The 17,372-nt window shown below is 57.7% G+C and carries 16 protein-coding genes; all 16 read left to right on the forward strand.

The features are described from left to right. Nucleotides 1–154 precede the first annotated feature (154 nt). The 16 genes from HMPREF3147_RS09365 to tyrS all read left to right on the forward strand — a co-directional run bounded on the left by HMPREF3147_RS09365 (nucleotide 155) and on the right by tyrS (nucleotide 17,056). Complete coding sequence (locus HMPREF3147_RS09365) at nucleotides 155–607, forward strand: hypothetical protein (protein WP_070446911.1); 453 nt, start codon at nucleotides 155–157, stop codon at nucleotides 605–607. A 145-nt stretch (nucleotides 608–752) separates the two neighbouring features. After that, the gene (gene argC / locus HMPREF3147_RS09370; RefSeq protein WP_070446913.1) at nucleotides 753–1,796 is read left to right on the forward strand and encodes an N-acetyl-gamma-glutamyl-phosphate reductase; all 1,044 of its coding nucleotides are present in this window, start codon (nucleotides 753–755) and stop codon (nucleotides 1,794–1,796) included. 82 nt (nucleotides 1,797–1,878) lie between these two features. Further along, nucleotides 1,879–3,036, forward strand: a complete 1,158-nt coding sequence (argJ, locus tag HMPREF3147_RS09375) for a bifunctional glutamate N-acetyltransferase/amino-acid acetyltransferase ArgJ (RefSeq protein ID WP_070446915.1) — start codon at nucleotides 1,879–1,881, stop codon at nucleotides 3,034–3,036. A gap of 18 nt (nucleotides 3,037–3,054) precedes the next feature. Next, complete coding sequence (gene argB, locus HMPREF3147_RS09380) at nucleotides 3,055–3,990, forward strand: acetylglutamate kinase (protein ID WP_070446917.1); 936 nt, start codon at nucleotides 3,055–3,057, stop codon at nucleotides 3,988–3,990. After that, nucleotides 3,987–5,165: an acetylornithine transaminase gene (locus HMPREF3147_RS09385; protein WP_070446919.1), complete on the forward strand. Its 1,179-nt coding sequence runs from the start codon at nucleotides 3,987–3,989 to the stop codon at nucleotides 5,163–5,165. Before argB ends, HMPREF3147_RS09385 begins: the two co-directional genes overlap by 4 nt. Further along, entirely contained in the window at nucleotides 5,162–6,079 is a 918-nt protein-coding gene (argF, locus tag HMPREF3147_RS09390; protein WP_070446921.1) for an ornithine carbamoyltransferase, read from the forward strand. The genes HMPREF3147_RS09385 and argF overlap by 4 nt, the downstream gene beginning before the upstream one ends. A 4-nt stretch (nucleotides 6,080–6,083) precedes the next feature. Next, nucleotides 6,084–6,569: an arginine repressor gene (locus HMPREF3147_RS09395; protein ID WP_070446922.1), complete on the forward strand. Its 486-nt coding sequence runs from the start codon at nucleotides 6,084–6,086 to the stop codon at nucleotides 6,567–6,569. A gap of 75 nt (nucleotides 6,570–6,644) precedes the next feature. Continuing rightward, a complete protein-coding gene (locus tag HMPREF3147_RS09400; RefSeq protein WP_070446924.1) occupies nucleotides 6,645–7,859 on the forward strand; it encodes an argininosuccinate synthase in 1,215 nt (404 codons plus the stop codon). 32 nt (nucleotides 7,860–7,891) lie between these two features. Then, entirely contained in the window at nucleotides 7,892–9,316 is a 1,425-nt protein-coding gene (gene argH, locus HMPREF3147_RS09405; RefSeq protein WP_070446926.1) for an argininosuccinate lyase, read from the forward strand. Nucleotides 9,317–9,529: 213 nt separating this feature from the next. Continuing rightward, nucleotides 9,530–11,047: an amino acid permease gene (locus tag HMPREF3147_RS09410; RefSeq protein WP_070446928.1), complete on the forward strand. Its 1,518-nt coding sequence runs from the start codon at nucleotides 9,530–9,532 to the stop codon at nucleotides 11,045–11,047. Nucleotides 11,048–11,073: 26 nt separating this feature from the next. Beyond that, the gene (locus HMPREF3147_RS09415; protein WP_070446930.1) at nucleotides 11,074–12,111 is read left to right on the forward strand and encodes an ornithine cyclodeaminase; all 1,038 of its coding nucleotides are present in this window, start codon (nucleotides 11,074–11,076) and stop codon (nucleotides 12,109–12,111) included. Nucleotides 12,112–12,207: 96 nt separating this feature from the next. Continuing rightward, nucleotides 12,208–13,335 (forward strand): hypothetical protein, encoded by a 1,128-nt coding sequence (locus tag HMPREF3147_RS09420; RefSeq protein ID WP_070446932.1) that lies wholly within the window; start codon nucleotides 12,208–12,210, stop codon nucleotides 13,333–13,335. 38 nt (nucleotides 13,336–13,373) lie between these two features. Then, nucleotides 13,374–14,939, forward strand: coding sequence for a vWA domain-containing protein (locus HMPREF3147_RS09425; RefSeq protein WP_070446934.1), 1,566 nt, complete (start codon nucleotides 13,374–13,376; stop codon nucleotides 14,937–14,939). Nucleotides 14,940–14,974: 35 nt separating this feature from the next. Further along, nucleotides 14,975–15,568, forward strand: coding sequence for a hypothetical protein (locus HMPREF3147_RS09430; protein ID WP_070446936.1), 594 nt, complete (start codon nucleotides 14,975–14,977; stop codon nucleotides 15,566–15,568). 11 nt (nucleotides 15,569–15,579) lie between these two features. After that, a complete protein-coding gene (locus HMPREF3147_RS09435; protein WP_010190039.1) occupies nucleotides 15,580–15,759 on the forward strand; it encodes a Trm112 family protein in 180 nt (59 codons plus the stop codon). A gap of 37 nt (nucleotides 15,760–15,796) precedes the next feature. Continuing rightward, complete coding sequence (tyrS, locus tag HMPREF3147_RS09440) at nucleotides 15,797–17,056, forward strand: tyrosine--tRNA ligase (RefSeq protein WP_070446939.1); 1,260 nt, start codon at nucleotides 15,797–15,799, stop codon at nucleotides 17,054–17,056. Nucleotides 17,057–17,372 lie beyond the last annotated feature (316 nt).

A 17,372-nucleotide genomic window follows, 5' to 3' on the forward strand; every position in this document is an offset into this window, starting at 1 on the left:
TTCCTTAACCCGGCTCACGCACCATGTGAGCCGGGTTTTCTTATGCTGCAAGGAGTGAAGGGGTGGGGACAGGTCCCCTGGAACTGGATGTAGTGTGGCTTGGCTCATAACCTCAAGGGGGCAGCGTTTCCACACCGAAAGGATTGTTCACACCATGCGTTTGATTTCTCGTCTTACAGCTACCGCCGCGGTCGTCGGCGCACTGACCATCGCCCCACATGCTTCCGCTGACTTGTCCCAGGGTTTCTCCAATGCTGATGGCACCGTCAACTGCGAAGCGGCGAATATTGAAGGAACTTACGTCGCTTGTCTGTCCAATGGCGCACGTGCCACTAATCCGGAATGCAACCCGCCGGGGCAGTTGGCACCACGCTTCTTCTACCATGCGGGCCGGTCCAAGGCTGATTGTTTCAACCAGGGGCTCACGACTTCCAACTTCAAGCGCTTGCAGCCTGGCCAAGTTCACCAATTCAATGAGGTCACCGCCATCGCGGACGCCCAAGGTGGTATCCACTTCGTTGGCCCACAGGGTTACCTGGGCTACGCAGGAAAGAAGGCCGTGTCAGGCGCCGAAGGCCTCGGACAGGTTTCCTCCCGCGTCATGTAGGCTTCGCTCCTATCCCTACTGCAAGGCTCGAATTTTCGCAGGACACTGCGGAGATCCGAGCCTTATTCTCTGCGGAATGAAGAAAAGTGCTTCCAATTTGATTGAATAACATACGGCGGAGTGCATTATTTGCTACTGTGGCTGCATGACTATTTCAGTAGCTATCGCCGGAGCCACGGGTTATGCAGGAGGCGAAATTCTACGTCTCTTACTATCGCACCCAGCGTACCTTTCAGGTGATCTGCATATCGGCGCGCTGACGGGGCACTCCAATGCTGGTCAGCGAGTCTCCGAACTCATGCCGCACCTGCCGCAGTTGGCAGATCGCGTCATCGAGGACACCACTCCGGAAATTTTGGCGGGCCATGACATCGTTTTCCTCGGTTTGCCGCATGGGCATTCCGCGGAGATTGGTCGTCAGCTGGGGGAGTCCGTCACTGTCATTGATTGCGCCGCCGATTTCCGCCTCCGCAACAAGGAAGATTGGGATGCATTTTATGGCGGGGAGTATGCCGGTTCGTGGCCTTATGGAATTCCTGAAGTTCCCGGCAACCGGGACAAGCTTAAAGGCAGCAACCGTGTGGCCGTCCCTGGGTGTTTCCCAACCACGATTACACTCGGCGCGCTGCCTGCCGTGGCGAAAGGGCTGATTGAACCGGATCTGTCCGTCATTGCGATTACCGGTGTTTCCGGCGCGGGAAAGAAGGCCTCCGTGGCCCAGCTAGGCGCGGAAACAATGGGCAATCTCAAGGCTTATAAGCCGGGCGGTACTCATCGACACACTCCGGAAGTCCTGCAAAACTTACAGCCCTTTACGCAGAAGTCGGTTTCGGTGAGTTTTACTCCGGTGCTCGCGCCTTTGCCGCGTGGCATCCTGGCGACGATTACGGCACCGCTGAAGGGGGATGCTGACAAGCACAGCGTTGTTCAAGCTTTCCGCGAGTTCTATGCGGAAGAGCCGTTCTGCCTGGTTCTGCCGGAAGGTCAGCAGCCGGAAACACAGAACGTAGTGGGGACCAACATGGTCCACATCCAGGCTCACGTGGACGAACGCGCTCAGCGTCTGGTGATAACCGCAGCCCTAGACAACTTGTGCAAGGGCACCGCCGGTGCAGCTGTCCAATGCATGAACCTGACCTTGGGCTGGGAGGAAACCTTGGGTCTGCCGCAAGCGGCCGTCGCACCTTAGATGTCCGAATGCTTACGCGCATTCATACTGCTAGTCAATCTCGCTGGAACTTGAATTCCACTAAGACAAGGAGAAAATAGAAATGATCACCGCACCCGCAGGGTTTCTCGCAGGGGCAACGAAGGCTGGGATTAAGCCCTCGGGAAAGCCTGATATGGCACTCGTGGTTAACCAGGGGCCGAATTTCGACGCAGCGGCGGTGTTCACCCGCAACCGCGTGGTGGCCGCACCCGTGAAGCTTTCCCGCGAGGCAGTAGCCGATGGCACACTTCAAGCAGTTATTTATAACTCTGGCAACGCTAATGCCTGCAACGGCGAGCAGGGAGACAAGGACGCCGCGGCGATGGTTGCCGCTGTTTCCGAACACACGGGCATTCCTGTAGCCAACGTTGCTGCGTGCTCGACGGGCCTCATCGGAGAGCCACTGCCCATGGAGCAGGCCCTAGCAGGCATCGGGGTGGTTGCCGGGAATTTGGGTGCAGATAAGGCTCACGGTCAAGCTGCGGCAGAGGCCATCATGACCACCGATACCGTAATTAAGGAAGCAGTCGTCGAGTCCGACGGCTGGAGCATGGGCGCGATGGGCAAGGGCGTGGGTATGATGGCTCCCTCGCTGGCCACCATGCTGGTTTGCGTGACCACGGATGCCGTGGCCTCCCCGCAAGCATTGCACTCGGCCCTGCAGGCCGCCAGTGATCAGACCTTCAACACGCTCGATGTGGACGGTTCGACGTCAACGAACGACACCGTCATCATCCTGTCCTCTGGTGCTTCTGGTGTAGAACCGAGCCAGGAGGAGTTGGATGCAGCGGTCCTGGCCGTGTGCTCCGATATCGCGGATCAGCTCCAGGCAGACGCTGAGGGCGTGACCAAGCGCGTAAAGATCACCGTGGAGGGAACGAGCACCAATGAGCAGGCGCTGAACGCTGCGCGGACGTTAGGGCGCGACAACCTCTTCAAGTGCGCGATGTTCGGCTCGGATCCCAACTGGGGCCGCGTGCTCGCCGCAGTGGGCGTGGCGGATGCCGATATGGACCCGGAGAATATTTCCGTGTTCTTCAATGACCAGGCCGTATGCGTTAAGTCCACTGGTGCGCCCGGCGCGCGCAATGTTGACCTTTCTGGCGCCGACATTGACGTGCGCGTGGACCTCGGAACCGGAGGAAGCGGTACTGCCTTCGTGCGTACCACCGACTTGTCCCATGACTACGTGGAGATCAACTCCGCGTATAGCTCTTAGTTCTCACGGGGAGGAAGAATGCTTCAGGGATTAAGCAATGCTGACCGCGCCACGGTGCTCGCGGAAGCTTTGCCGTGGCTGCAGCACTACCGCGACAAGATCGTCGTCGTCAAGTACGGCGGTAACGCGATGGTGGATGACTCGCTCAAGGCTGCCTTCGCCGCCGACATGGTTTTCCTGCGCACCGTGGGCGCTAAGCCCGTGGTGGTGCATGGTGGCGGCCCGCAGATCAATGAGATGCTAGGCAAGCTGGGCATTGAAGGGGAATTCAAAGGTGGCTTCCGGGTGACCACCCCGGAAATCATGGACGTGGTCCGCATGGTTCTCTTCGGCCAAGTGGGGCGTGGGTTGGTCAACCTCATCAACTCCCATGGTCCCTATGCCGTGGGAACTTCCGGTGAGGATGCTGGGTTGTTTAAAGCCCGCAAGCGGCTCGTTGACGTCGACGGTGAGCCCACCGATATTGGCATGGTGGGGGACATTGTTAGCGTCGAACCTTCTGCTGTCATGGACATCATCGAGGCCGGGCGCATCCCGGTGGTGTCCACCATCGCTCCCGGAAATGACGGCGAGGTCTACAACATTAACGCGGATATCGCTGCCGGCGCGCTGGCACGAGCCCTAGGTGCCGAACGCCTGGTTATCCTCACCAATGTGGAGGGTCTGTATACCGATTGGCCCAACCGCGAATCCCTGGTATCGAAAATTGAGGTTGACAAGCTCAGGGCACTGCTCCCCGGCTTGGATTCGGGCATGATTCCGAAGATGGAGTCCTGCCTCATGGCCGTCGAGGGTGGTGTGAGCGCCGCCCATGTCATCGACGGGCGTATTGCTCACGCCGTGTTGCTGGAGCTGCTCACTACGGGCGGCATCGGCACGATGGTGCTGCCCACTGATTACAACCGTGAGGACTACCCAGAAGGCACGATCTTTAGGAAGGACGATAACAAGTGACTGCGCAGACCACACTGACGCAACGGTGGGGACAGGTGCTGAGCAACACCTATGGCACCCCACCCGTGGCCATCGTATCTGGCAAGGGAGCCACGGTTACTGATGAAGACGGTAAAGAATACATTGATATGCTCGCCGGCATTGCAGTGAATTCGCTGGGCTATGCCCACCCGGCCATCGTTGAAGCGGTGAGCACTCAGGTGGCGACCGTGGGGCATGTCTCCAACCTCTTCGCCAGCAAACCTGTCGTCGAGGCTGCCGGAAAGCTCCTGGAAAAGGTGGGGGACAGCGACGCCCGTGTCTTCTTCTCCAACTCCGGCGCGGAAGCCAATGAGGCTGCCTTTAAGCTGGCTCGCCTGACGGGGCGTCGCCGCATTCTCGCCGCGCATCATGGTTTCCACGGCCGGACGATGGGCTCTCTCGCTATGACGGGGCAACCTGCAAAGCGCAAGGCTTTCGAACCTTTCCCAGGCGGAGTGGAGTTCTACACCTACGGCGATATTGATTATTTGACCACGTTGGTGGAGCAAAACCCGGAGGATACCTCCGCCATCATCTTGGAGCCCATCCAAGGGGAGACCGGTGTGATTCCAGCGCCCGATGGATTCTTGAGCGCCGTGCGCGAGCTGTGCACCAAGCATGGGATCCTCATGATTGTCGATGAAGTCCAAACGGGTGTGGGGCGCACCGGCGATTTCTTTGCCTTCCAACATGAGAACGTCCTTCCGGATGTCATCACCATGGCCAAGGGCTTGGGCGCGGGTATGCCGATTGGTGCCACGATTGCCCGTGGTCAGGCTAAGGATCTCTTTACTCCGGGTTCGCACGGCACGACCTTCGGCGGAAATCCCGTCTCCTGTGCGGCGGCAGCGACGGTGCTGGAGCTTGTCGACGCCCCCTTCCTCGCCGACGTTAGCCGCAAGGGCGAGTGGCTACGCACCGAGCTAGCTCAATCTCCGGCTGTGCAGTCTGTCCGGGGCCGAGGGCTTATGCTAGGAGTTGTATTAAATAAGTCGGTGGCTAAGGACGTTGTGGCTGCGGGCCTGCAACACGGTCTTATTCTCAACGCCCCAAGTAGCGAGGTCGTGCGCCTGACCCCGCCGCTAGTGATTACCGATGAAGAACTCGCGCAGGCTGTGGAGCGCCTGCATAAGGTACTGGAGGATTTTGGATGAGCGTGCGCCATTTCTTGGCCGATGATGACCTCACACCGCAGGAGCAAGCGGAGGTCCTTGATCTCGCGCTGAGGTTAAAGAAGGACCCTTTTGCCGAGCGTCCTTTGGAGGGACCGAAGTCAGTCGCGGTTCTTTTTGACAAGACCTCGACGCGCACGCGCTTCTCCTTCGAGGCAGGAATCGCTCACCTAGGCGGCCACGCCATCGTCACGGAGACTAAGTCCACGCAGATGGGGAAGGGCGAGACTTACCAAGACACCGCAGCCGTGCTCTCCCGTTTTGTCGAGGCTATTGTCTGGCGCACCTATGCACACCAGAATTTGTTGGAGATGGCTGAAACTGCGACGGTCCCTATCGTCAACGCTCTGTCCGACGACCTACACCCCTGCCAGATCCTGGCGGATTTGGTGACCTGCCGCGAGAATTTCGGTGACCTTGCTGGCTGCAAGGCCGTCTACCTGGGTGATGGCAACAACAACATGGCTAACTCTTATATGTTGGGCTTTGCCACCGCGGGCATGGAGATGACGATCATTGCGCCGGAAGGTTTCCAGCCGCAGCCGGAATTTGTAGAACGTGCCCGCACGCGCGGCACGGTGACCGTGACTGATTCCCTTGATGCTGTCGGCGGCGCCGACGTTGTTATCACCGATACCTGGGTTTCCATGGGGCAGGAAGATGACGGCAAGGACCGTCGCACCCCGTTCCTGCCTTACCAGGTCACCCCAGAGGTCATGTCCCGTGCCAAGGAAGAGGCAATCTTCCTGCACTGTTTACCGGCCTATCGCGGCAACGAAGTGACCGCTGAGGTGATTGACGGACCACAGTCCCGTGTTTTCGACGAGGCGGAAAACCGCCTCCATGCGCAGAAGGCGCTGCTCGTGTGGCTTCTTGCAGCTCAGGAGGAGAACTAAGCGCATGACGACAACACCAACTACGCGCAATGCCCGCCAAGCAAAGATCTTGGAGATTCTTGACCGCACGCGGGTCACGAGCCAAGTCCAGCTCTCCGAGCTCTTGCTCGATGAGGGAATCGACATCACACAAGCCACCTTGTCGCGCGACCTCGATGAGCTGGGCGCCAAGAAAGTGAAACGCGATGGTGGCCGGTCCTTCTACGTGGTGGGCGGCGAGTTAGAGCAATTCGAAGACCAGCTCAACGGTCCGCGCGAGAAGCTGCGTCGCATGCTCGATGAACTCGTGGTCTCCCACGACTTCTCCGGCAACATCGCGATGCTTCGTACTCCCGCGGGCGCTGCCCAGTACCTAGCATCCTTCATTGATCGCGTGGGCCTGCCAGATGTGGTGGGTTGTATTGCTGGCGATGACACCATCTTTGTCCTTGCCCGTGAAGGACTAGGAGGCCGTGAGCTTGCAGAAAAGCTCACCAGCCGTACTATTTAACATTTATACGTAAGTCTGTATAATATAAATCAGTTCAATTTTTAGCACCTGTCTGTCTTAAAGGAGCAAACTACTATGACTGCACGCGTTGTGCTTGCCTACTCTGGCGGTCTGGATACTTCCGTCGCCATTCCCTACCTGGCCAAAATGACCGGCGGCGAGGTTATCGCTGTGTCCCTCGACCTTGGTCAGGGCGGCGAGGATATGGAATCTGTGCGCCAGCGTGCTCTCGACTGCGGTGCTGTCGAGTCCATCGTTGTCGACGCAAAGGATGAGTTCGCAGAAGAGTACTGCTTGCCCACCATCAAGGCGAACGGCATGTACATGAAGCAGTACCCGCTGGTGTCTGCTATCTCGCGCCCGCTCATCGTCAAGCACCTCGTAGAGGCCGCTCAGGCCCACGGTGGTACGCATGTTTCGCACGGCTGCACCGGCAAGGGTAACGACCAGGTGCGTTTCGAGGTTTCCTTCCGAGCATTGGATCCGGCACTGGAAATCATTGCGCCGGCGCGTGACTACGCCTGGACCCGCGATAAGGCGATTGCCTTCGCTGAGGAAATCGACCTTCCGATCGAGCAGTCCGCTGCGTCCCCGTTCTCGATTGACCAGAACGTGTGGGGCCGTGCGGTCGAGACCGGCTTCCTGGAAGATCTGTGGAACCCGCCGACAAAGGATCTCTACGCTTATACCGAGCAGCCGGACCTGGGCAATGCCCCGGACGAGGTGACCATCACCTTTGACAAGGGTGTGCCCACCGCTATCGATGGCAAGCCGGTTACCGTCCTTCAGGCCATCGAGGAGCTCAACCGCCGCGCCGGTGCACAGGGTATTGGCCGTCTCGATATGGTGGAGGACCGCCTGGTGGGCATCAAGTCCCGCGAGGTCTACGAGGCACCTGGCGCCATGGTTCTCATCAAGGCCCACGAGGCATTGGAAGATGTCACTGTGGAACGCGAGCTGGCCCGCTACAAGCGCCTCACGGACGCCCGCTGGTCCGAAGAGGTCTACGATGGCCTCTGGTTCTCGCCGCTGAAGCGCTCTCTGGATGCCTTCACCGAGTCCACCCAAGAGAATGTCACCGGCGATATCCGCATGGTTCTGCATGCCGGCACCGCCACTGTCAACGGCCGCCGCTCTGGTCAGTCTCTGTACTCCTTCGACCTGGCTACCTATGACACGGGCGATACCTTCGATCAGACTGCGGCCAAGGGCTTTGTTCAGCTGCACGGCCTGTCGACGCAGATCTCCAACCAGCGTGACCGCGACGGCGGTTTCCCCACCGGCAAGTAAGCAAGCTCCGCCAAGGTCAAGGTAAGGAAACGATGCACAAGACTAACGAGGGCACGTTGTGGGGAGGCCGCTTTTCGGGCGGCCCATCCGAGGCGATGTTTGCCCTGTCCGTATCCACCCACTTCGACTGGGTCCTCGCCCCCTATGATGTGCTGGCCTCCAAGGCACACGCTAAGGTCCTGCACAAGGCCGGATTGCTGTCCGACGCCGACTTGGGCACCATGCTCAACGGCCTCAGCGAACTAGGGGAGAAGGTTGCTTCTGGTGAATTCACCCCGCTACCGACGGACGAGGACGTCCACGGCGCGATGGAGCGCGGGCTCATCGACATTGTAGGCCCCGAGGTTGGTGGACGCCTGCGCGCCGGTCGTTCCCGCAACGACCAGGTAGCCACCCTGTTCCGGATGTGGATCCGCGATGCTATCCGCGATATCGCGCTCCAAGTCACCGACTTGGTGGACGCTCTGGCTGGTCAGGCCGAAGCTCATCCGGATGCGATTATGCCGGGCAAGACCCACTCCCAAGCGGCGCAGCCAGTTCTGCTAGCGCACGAGTTGCTCGCACACGCCCAGCCGTTGCTGCGTGATATCGAGCGCCTCCAGGATCTGGACAAGCGTTTGGCCGTGTCTCCTTATGGCTCGGGTGCACTCGCTGGTTCCTCGCTGCACTTGGACCCGGAGGCTATTGCCGAGGAGCTCGGTTTCGACTCCGCCGCAGAGAACTCGCTGGACGGTACGGCAGCGCGGGATTTCGCCTCTGAAACGGCCTTCGTCCTTACCCAGATTGCCGTGGATATGTCGCGCCTATCCGAAGAGATCATCTACTGGTGCACCCCGGAATATGGCTACGTCACCTTGGATGATGCTTGGTCCACTGGCTCGTCGATCATGCCGCAGAAGAAGAACCCGGACGTACCGGAGTTGACCCGTGGCAAGACCGGCCGGCTCATTGGCAACCTCACCGGCTTGCTGGCAACGCTTAAGGCGCAGCCCTTGGCCTATAACCGTGACCTGCAGGAGGATAAGGAACCTATCGTCGACTCAGTGGCGCAGCTGAACCTTTTGCTGCCGGCGATGACCGGATTGGTTGAAACCCTGACCTTCCACGAAGATCGCATGCGCGAGCTCGCCCCGCGCGGTTTCACCTTGGCCACTGATCTGGCCGAGTGGATGGTGCGCCAAGGCGTTCCTTTCCGCGAGGCTCATGAGGCTTCTGGTGCGTGCGTGCAGATCGCAGAGTCCCGCGGCGTTGACCTAGTGGATCTCACGGATGAGGAATTGGCGGGCGTCGACAAGCGCCTGCTCCCCGAGGTCCGCGAGGTGCTGACCATTGATGGGGCAGTGGCATCGCGCTCTACTAAGGGCGGCACCGCCGGTGTCCGCGTGGTGGAGCAGCGCGAAAAGGTTCGCGAGCGTGCTCGTGGCGCACGCGACTGGGCGCAGACTCCGCTGCGCTAAACGCGCCAGCTTCTCTAACCGCATGGTCCTCCTGGCCATGCGATTCTTTTCTTATGTGGGGGTGACGTAGAGCGCTCTTTTCCACTGCGTATAGTTGTCGTGCATCACAGTGCGGGGGTAGGAGTGAGTTGCGTCTCATAGGGTTCCTATAACGTTTCCTTAGGGAATGCGAAGCTCCATCGCGTTCCGGATTCGGAAAGGACTATCTCCCTTATGACTGAAACACTTCGGCCGCCCAACGCGGAGTCTCATGAGAAAGAGAAGGCGGTCTATGCTTCGGAAGACCACGGCCTCCAGAAGGGGATGAGCAACCGTCAGCTGCAGATGATTGCCATCGGCTCTGCCATCGGTACTGGGTTGCTGCTCGGCACCGGCGGGCGCCTCCAAACGGCGGGCCCCTTCCTGGCCGTCTTGTACTTGGTGTGTGGATTCTTCGGCTACATCATTTTGCGCTCGCTCGGTGAACTCATCGTGTACCGCCCGAGCTCAGGTTCTTTCGTCTCCTACGCGCGTGAGTTTTATGGCGAAAAGACTGCCTTCGTGACCGGTTGGCTCTACTGGGGAAATTGGGCGGCGACGTTGGTGGCAGATGGCACCGCAGTGGCCATCTACATCAAGTGGTTTGGGCAATATACCACGTGGCTTGACGCCGTCCCGCAATGGTTGCTCGCTCTCGGTGTGGTGTGCAGCATCCTGCTGTTCAACATGCTCTCAGTGAAGATCTTTGGCGAGCTGGAGTATTGGTTCTCCATGATCAAGATCGTTGCGCTGATCATTTTTATGGTGGTGGCGATTGGTGTGGTTATTTTAGGCCATCCGAATGGTGACCCGACTGGGTTTAGCCTCATTGCTGATGCCGGCGGTTGGCTGCCGAATGGTCTGCTTCCTGCGGTTATCGTCATTCAAGGCGTGGTCTTCGCCTACGCCGGCATCGAGCTGGTGGGCACCACCTCCGGCGAGACCAAGGATGTCGAGAAGCATATTCCGCGTGCGGTCAAAAGCGTGTTGTTCCGCATCGTGGTCTTCTACTTCGGCAGCGTCCTGCTGCTGACCTTGGTGCTGCCGTATACGACCTACGTGGCGGAGGTTTCGCCCTTTGTGACCTTCTTTGAGACCCTCGGGGCAGGCTATGCGGCGCCCATCTTCCAGCTGGTGGTTATCACTGCAGCTATTTCCTCTCTGAACGCCGGGCTATATTCCACGGGCCGCATCATGTACAACATGTCCACCGCTGGATCCGGCCCTAAATTCGGTGCCCGCATGTCTAAATCCGGCGTTCCCTATGGCGGCATCGTGATGGCTGCCTTCGTCGGCCTCGCCGGTGTGTTTCTCAACTATGTCGTGCCGGAGATGGCTTTTGAAATCGTGTTGAACCTCGCGGCGCTTGGAACATTGGCGTCGTGGGCGGCAGTAGCCATGTCACACATTAAATTTGTGCAGCTGGCCAAGAAGGGTCGCTATACCCGCCCGACATACCGCTCACCATTCGGACAAGCCGGTGACTGGTCGGTGTTGGCTTTCATCGCCGTGGTCATCCTTCTCATGGCCTTCGATTACCCAATCGGAACTTTTGCCTTGGCTTCGACGCTGCTGCTCATCCCGGTATTCGCAGCCATGTGGTTTGCCTGGCGTGAGCGCATTTATGCCATCGCGGCGGAGAGGAAGGCCAAGCACCTGCCCACCTCGCGCTTCCCGGCTGCGCCGCAGACGGACCTTCACCCTAAGAACTAAGACAAGAATCAAGAGCGGAGAAAGAGATGAATCACGCAGTCAAGTTTGTTGATGTAGAAAACATGGCACGCTGGATACAGCGCGAGGGAGTAGAAAACATCATCACCGGTATGGTGGATTACCTTGAAGCGGACTATCGCGAATGGGAGCGCTTCGACAAAATCGCCCGAGTTGCCTCCCACACCCCGTTTGGCGTCATCGAACTTATGCCCACTTCCAACGGTAAGGAGTATTCCTTTAAGTACGTCAACGGTCACCCCTCCAATCCCGCGCGCGGATTCCAAACGGTTACGGCCTTCGGCGTGCTTGCCGACGTCGACAATGGCTACCCCACCTTCGAAGCAGAGATGACTCTGCTCACAGCGCTGCGCACGGCCGCTACCTCGGCCATGGTTGCCAAACACCTGGCCCGGCAGGATTCGAAAAGGATGGCCATGGTCGGGGCTGGTTCCCAGTCGGAATTTCAAGCACTGGCCTTCCGCGGAGTCATGGGGATTGATGACATAGCCATCTACGACATTGACCCACAGGCGGTAGAAAAGTTTAGGCGCAATCTTGAGCCGCTGGGCTTTAGTATCACTGCCTGCACGAGTGTCGATGAGGTGGTGCAGGGCGCGGATATCATCACCACCTGCACGGCGGATAAAGCGCAGAACCAGATTCTGGCTGAGCGCCATGTTCTCCCGGGCGTGCATCTCAACGCTGTGGGCGGTGATTGTCCCGGCAAGACGGAGCTGGAAAGCTCGATTTTGGACAAGTCAAAAGTCTTTGTTGAGTTTCCCGAGCAAACCCGCATTGAGGGCGAGATTCAGCAGAAGCCGGAGGATTTCCCAGTCGTCGAGTTTTATCAGGTACTGACAGGCCAGGCCACGGGCCGCGATAGCGAGGAGCAGATTACGCTTTTTGATGACGTCGGATTCGCTATTAATGATTTCTCTGCTCTGCGTTATCTACGTGATTCTGTTCGGGGCACCGACCTAGAGTCCGAGATTGATATCATCGCTAACCCTGAGGACCCGAAGGACCTCTACTCTTTGGTAGCGAACGTTCCTTCTCTTCTTTAAAGAACTGGGTGAGGCAGGACAGCGGGCTCCCGCTTTACCCCCTCACCCCCTTCCTTTACCCAGCAATGAGAAGAAGATCACTTTATGATTTAGATCATGAGCAGCACATCGTCGACGAAGCGTACTAAATCCTTCGTATTCGCCGCAGTGTTCATCGCCCTCGCCGTGGCCTCCCTCGTGGTGGGGCGTGGCGGAGATTCCCTGCCGAAGTTCAACTTTTTCAAGGACACGACCCTTGTCACGGGCGCAATTAGTCCAGAACTGGAAGCTACCTTTAAAGACCCGGCCATGCTCGAGGCTTTAGAGAAACACAACATCGAGCTCGACCTCGATGTTGTGCCGGCTCGTGACTTCGTTGAGCACAGCAGCAGCGTGGACAAGGATTATGACTTCATTTTGACGGACCCCAATGGCGCTGCGTGGGTGTCTGACCTACGCAATACCAACCCGGAGTTGGCGGAACTGGATGAAGGTTCTCCGATGGTATTTGGCAATCAGTTGTTGGTGCTGGTGCATAGCGAGCTTGTAGAGGACATGAAGAACCACGACTTGGTCACGGAATCCGACAACCTAGCTTCGTTGAACGTAGAGACCTTGGTGGACATGTCCCAGGAAAACACTCGCTGGCGTGACATTAGCCCAACCTTCGGCTCGCCGCGTGTCGTGGATGTTGCAGTGCCCCAGGTAAGCCAGTCTTTTGCCGCATTGCGCTACGCCCGTGTCCTACGCACCGTTGGGGCGGATTACGCGGAGAAGAAGCTAGGACGCGATGACAAGGCGAAGATTGATGCGGAAGCTGATGACATCATGCGGGGTCTCGTAGCGGAACAAGGCTACAGTGAGACCACCGACCAGGGAATTCTCGATGCTTTTCTTCGGGTAGATAAGGGGGAGATGCCCATGGTCTTGGCAACTACCGATCAGTACGTGCGCCTGCTCCACGAGGGTGAGGACCTGTCCCGCTATACGTCCTTAGCCCTGAACCCACCGACGACGTTGACCAGCATCGTCATTCCTCGCACTGAGGAGGGAGCGCTGTTTGCTAAAGCAATGAATGAGGACGGCATCCCTGCGGTGATGGAGGGGCTCGGGCTCAGCACACAGGGCTCCGGCTTCAGCTCGAAATTTGATCCATCCAGTGATCACAGTATCCCCGTGGATGGCGGGGAATATAGCCAGCTGCGGTGGGCGGATTACGAGGAAATTCTGCAGGCAGTCGGATAAGGCTCCGCAGTAACAAGCATCAGGAAGGTTGTGAGGGAATGTTTCGGTCACTGCGAGTGTTGCTCATTCTAGTAGGCACCATGGCGCTGACGGCCTGTTCGATGGGTGATCTGTTGGATGACTCTCAGAAACCCGGCGCTGGAAACTCATTCAGCGGGGGTCTCAGAATCGTGGCGGCAACGGAGCTCGAACCTCTGGAGCCCGTGCTTGCCGAAGCCTCCCAAGACCTCGGCTTCGACATCACCATGACCACCGAGGACGGAACGCTGGCGAATTCTCATACACTTAAGCAAGGTGGTTTCGAAGGGACCTATGACGCGACGTGGTTTGCCACCAATCGCTATGCGCGCATTATTGGTGCAGATGGCCAGCTGGGAAGAGAACACAGCGTGGCACGTTCCCCGATAGCTCTCGGCGTGCAGACCTCTGTGGCACAAGAGCAAGGCTGGACTGGCAAGCAGCCGACGTGGCAAGAAATCGCCAACTCCGGAATAACTTTTGGCATGACGGATCCTTCTACCTCAAATTCGGGTTTCTCCGCGTTATCGGCAGCAACGACTGCTTTTGCGGACACAGGACGCGCCCTCACGGAAAAAGACATCAGGCAATCCACTGGCAAAGTGCAGAAGCTCTTTGGCAACCAAACCCTGACTTCAGGTTCCTCTGGCTGGTTGGCCGACCGCTTCCGCGAACACCCGGAGCAAGCCGATGCAATCTTTAACTATGAATCTGTGCTTTACCAGCTCAAAGATGAGGGAGCAGACATAGAGGTGGTCATCCCCTCCGATGGAGTGATTTCGGCAGACTACCCGTTGTCTTCCTTGGGGAGCTCTTCAGACAAAGACGCAGAAGCAAAAGTACAGGCGCTTGCTGAGTGGTTTGCGGAGCATCCAGACAAGCTCACCAGCTTCCATTTGCGGGTAGATAATTCCGACTTGCCCGGCACTATTTTTGAGCTGCCCTACCCAGCAAACGAGCAAACCGTTGATGCGCTGGAGGCTGCCTTTGCCCATGAACTGCGCAATCCTGGCAACACGGCTTTGGTCCTCGATACCTCCGGCTCCATGGAAGGCGAGCGTATGGATCTACTCAAGAGTAGTTTGCTCCCGCTTATCGACGGCTCAGCTGACGGCACCCCAGATGGCGAAGGCCAAGTTGCCTTCCGAAATCGCGAGCAGATCAAGCTGATTCCGTATTCTTCAGAACCCCAGCAACCGACTCGTGCACGCGTGGATAAGGATAAGCCGGCAACCACCAAGGAGCTTGCAGACCGCGTGGAACGCCTCGTTGCGGATGGCGATACCGCGACCTTCGAGGCCGTCCTAAATGCTTTCGATGAAGTGGATACCAGTGGCGGTGATATTGGCACCGTCGTGCTCATGACCGACGGCGAAGTTACACGTGGGCGCACATTTGCACAGTTCAAGGAAGCCTATGAGCAGCTGCCCGAGGACAAAAAGGAGATTCCGGTCTTTGTCATCTTGTATGGTGAAGCCAATATCCAAGAGATGGAAGAACTTGCTCAGCTCACTGGTGGCAAGACCTTTGATGCGCTCAACGGCGACCTCGCTGCCGCATTCGAAGAAATTCGTGCCTACCAGTAAACCAACTCCACCTTTCCCAGGAGGATCTGCCCTACATGAACGCCCTGAACTCGCGAAAAGTTGTTGTCGGCGTTGCGGTTACCGCACTCGTCGTTGTCCTCCATGTTTTAAGTGGCGGCGGTTTGGGCTTCCTGTGGCCGGTCGTCGCAATCTGCACCGGTATGGCTGCTGGATTCGTGACGCCGCCACGGCAAGAGAAGGTTCTGGAGCCACCAAAGGCAGGGGAAGGCGAGCTTATCCACACCTTGGAGGAAGTCCGGTACACCTTTACAGCGCACAAGCTTCCTAGTCCTGTCCAACGTGCGTGGGATTCTTTCGATGAGTCAGCGGTGTGGGTGTTAGACAATTGGCACCGACTCGATGAGGCTCCGCACCAGCAAGCCCTCGTGCGCGACATGATTGAAGAACACTCCAAAGAGCTAGTGAGGTCTTACCTTGATGTGACAGACCTGGAAGATCCGGTTGCTGTCCAGGAGATGAGTGAATCGCTCAGCATCCTGGGCCGCGAAATGGAGCAAATCAAGGAGGCGATTTCCCAGAACTCGGTCCGCAAGCTGCGCAATCATTCCATGGCGCTCAAGCTCGAATATGGTGGGACCCTTCCTTCTTTGGAATCTAGGGAAGTGTAGGCTTAGCGCTTATGAGTCTCGATTCGCAACTGCTTGACATCTTGGTGTGTCCGCAGGATAAAGGTCCGTTGAAGTATCTGGCCGAGGAACAGGTCTTGGTCAATGAACGCCTTGGCGTGGCCTATCCCATTGAGAACGACATCCCCGTCATGCTGGTGGACCACGCTACGCCGTGGCCGCGGCAGAACTAGATCTCAAAAGAACGAATCGATTTTCAAAGGAGCCTTCATGAATATCATTGATGAGCTGCAGTGGCGCGGCCTCATTAACCAGTCCACCGACCTCGACGCACTCCGTGAGGCCTGCGAAGAACCCATCACGTTGTACTGCGGTTTTGACCCGACAGGCGATTCGCTGCATGCCGGACACCTCGTACCGATGATTATGCTTCGCCGCTTCCAGAAGGCTGGTCACCATCCGATTGCCCTGGCAGGTGGCGCGACGGGCCAGATCGGTGACCCGCGCGATGTAGGGGAGCGCACCATGCTCTCGCAGGAGACCATCAACGACAATATGGTCGCCATTAAGAAGCAACTGCGTCAGTTCATTGATTTTGAGGGTGAGAACGCCGCCACCATGGTCAACAATGCTGACTGGACTTCGAAAATGACCGTGATCGATTTCTTGCGTGATGTGGGTAAGAACTTTTCTCTCAACACCATGCTGGACCGTGACACCGTCAAGCGCCGTTTGGAGTCTGATGGCATCTCGTACACCGAGTTTTCCTACATGCTCCTGCAGTCCAATGACTATGTCCATCTGCACGACGAGTTTGATTGTGTTCTGCAAATCGGTGGTGGTGATCAGTGGGGCAATATCGTTTCGGGCGTCGATCTCAACCGACGCGTCAAGGGAGCCAAGGTGCACGGCCTGACGGTTCCGCTCGTGACGGATGCCCAGGGACAGAAGTTTGGTAAGTCCACTGGTGGCGGAAAGCTCTGGCTCGATCCGGAGAAGACATCGCCTTACTCCTGGTACCAGTACTTCCTCAACGCGGGTGACTCCGTGGTCATCGACTACTTGCGGTGGTTTACCTTCCTCAGCCAGGAAGAAATCGTTGAGTACGAGCAGAAGGTTGCCGAGGAGCCCTTCCGTCGTGAGGCACAGCGCCGCCTGGCGCAGGAAATGACCAATTTGGTCCACGGTGAGGAAGCCACGAAATCCGTTGAGCTTGCCGCACAGGCCTTGTTCGGTAAGGCGGAGCTTGCTGAATTGGACGAGCAGACACTGGTTGGTGCGCTGTCTGAGACCACTGTCGCTGACATTGCTGCTGATGAGCCACGCACGATTGTGGACCTGTTGGTTGCTTCTGGCCTTGCCGATTCCAAGGGCGCAGCTCGTCGAACCATCAAGGAGGGCGGTGCATATGTCAATAACCAGCGCATCGAGTCTGATGATTGGGAGCCAGCCGCCGAGGACTTGCTGCACGGTGCGTGGCTTGTGCTTCGTCGTGGCAAGAAGAACTTTGCTGGTGCCAAGCTCAACTAGTTAGGCCCGCCATCGGAGATCCTGCAGTAGTTAATCCCGTCGCATAGTGCGGCGGGATTCGTCGTTTTCCGGTGAGATAGCGCTGTAAGGCCGCAAAAGGACCAAATATAGACGTTGACCAGCGGATTTGGTGTTATATGGAGCTCTGCGTATATTTATCGAGGTCGCCGCGAGAAGCTGGTGACACGGAGATTAACTCCCAGTTGACAAGATTCAAACTTGTTGGCTAGAGTGTGAACTCCAGCCGCTCAGAGCAGTGAATAAAAAGATTCGGTGCAAAGAGTGTGCGGATGATGTTTGAGAACTCAATAGTGTG

The sequence above is a fragment of the Corynebacterium sp. HMSC05D03 genome, from assembly GCF_001807205.1.
Taxonomy (GTDB): Bacteria; Actinomycetota; Actinomycetes; order Mycobacteriales; family Mycobacteriaceae; genus Corynebacterium; species Corynebacterium aurimucosum.

Excerpts from the sequence above, each read along its gene's own strand:
- argF (WP_070446921.1), top strand. The coding sequence starts at position 5,162 with ATGAGCGTGCGCCATTTCTTGGCCGATGATGACCTCACACCGCAGGAG.
- HMPREF3147_RS09435 (WP_010190039.1), top strand. The coding sequence starts at position 15,580 with ATGAGTCTCGATTCGCAACTGCTTGACATCTTGGTGTGTCCGCAGGAT.
- HMPREF3147_RS09430 (WP_070446936.1), top strand. The coding sequence starts at position 14,975 with ATGAACGCCCTGAACTCGCGAAAAGTTGTTGTCGGCGTTGCGGTTACC.
- HMPREF3147_RS09420 (WP_070446932.1), top strand. The coding sequence starts at position 12,208 with ATGAGCAGCACATCGTCGACGAAGCGTACTAAATCCTTCGTATTCGCC.
- tyrS (WP_070446939.1), top strand. The coding sequence starts at position 15,797 with ATGAATATCATTGATGAGCTGCAGTGGCGCGGCCTCATTAACCAGTCC.
- argB (WP_070446917.1), top strand. The coding sequence starts at position 3,055 with ATGCTTCAGGGATTAAGCAATGCTGACCGCGCCACGGTGCTCGCGGAA.
- HMPREF3147_RS09365 (WP_070446911.1), top strand. The coding sequence starts at position 155 with ATGCGTTTGATTTCTCGTCTTACAGCTACCGCCGCGGTCGTCGGCGCA.
- HMPREF3147_RS09425 (WP_070446934.1), top strand. The coding sequence starts at position 13,374 with ATGTTTCGGTCACTGCGAGTGTTGCTCATTCTAGTAGGCACCATGGCG.
- HMPREF3147_RS09400 (WP_070446924.1), top strand. The coding sequence starts at position 6,645 with ATGACTGCACGCGTTGTGCTTGCCTACTCTGGCGGTCTGGATACTTCC.
- argC (WP_070446913.1), top strand. The coding sequence starts at position 753 with ATGACTATTTCAGTAGCTATCGCCGGAGCCACGGGTTATGCAGGAGGC.
- HMPREF3147_RS09395 (WP_070446922.1), top strand. The coding sequence starts at position 6,084 with ATGACGACAACACCAACTACGCGCAATGCCCGCCAAGCAAAGATCTTG.
- HMPREF3147_RS09410 (WP_070446928.1), top strand. The coding sequence starts at position 9,530 with ATGACTGAAACACTTCGGCCGCCCAACGCGGAGTCTCATGAGAAAGAG.
- argJ (WP_070446915.1), top strand. The coding sequence starts at position 1,879 with ATGATCACCGCACCCGCAGGGTTTCTCGCAGGGGCAACGAAGGCTGGG.
- HMPREF3147_RS09415 (WP_070446930.1), top strand. The coding sequence starts at position 11,074 with ATGAATCACGCAGTCAAGTTTGTTGATGTAGAAAACATGGCACGCTGG.
- argH (WP_070446926.1), top strand. The coding sequence starts at position 7,892 with ATGCACAAGACTAACGAGGGCACGTTGTGGGGAGGCCGCTTTTCGGGC.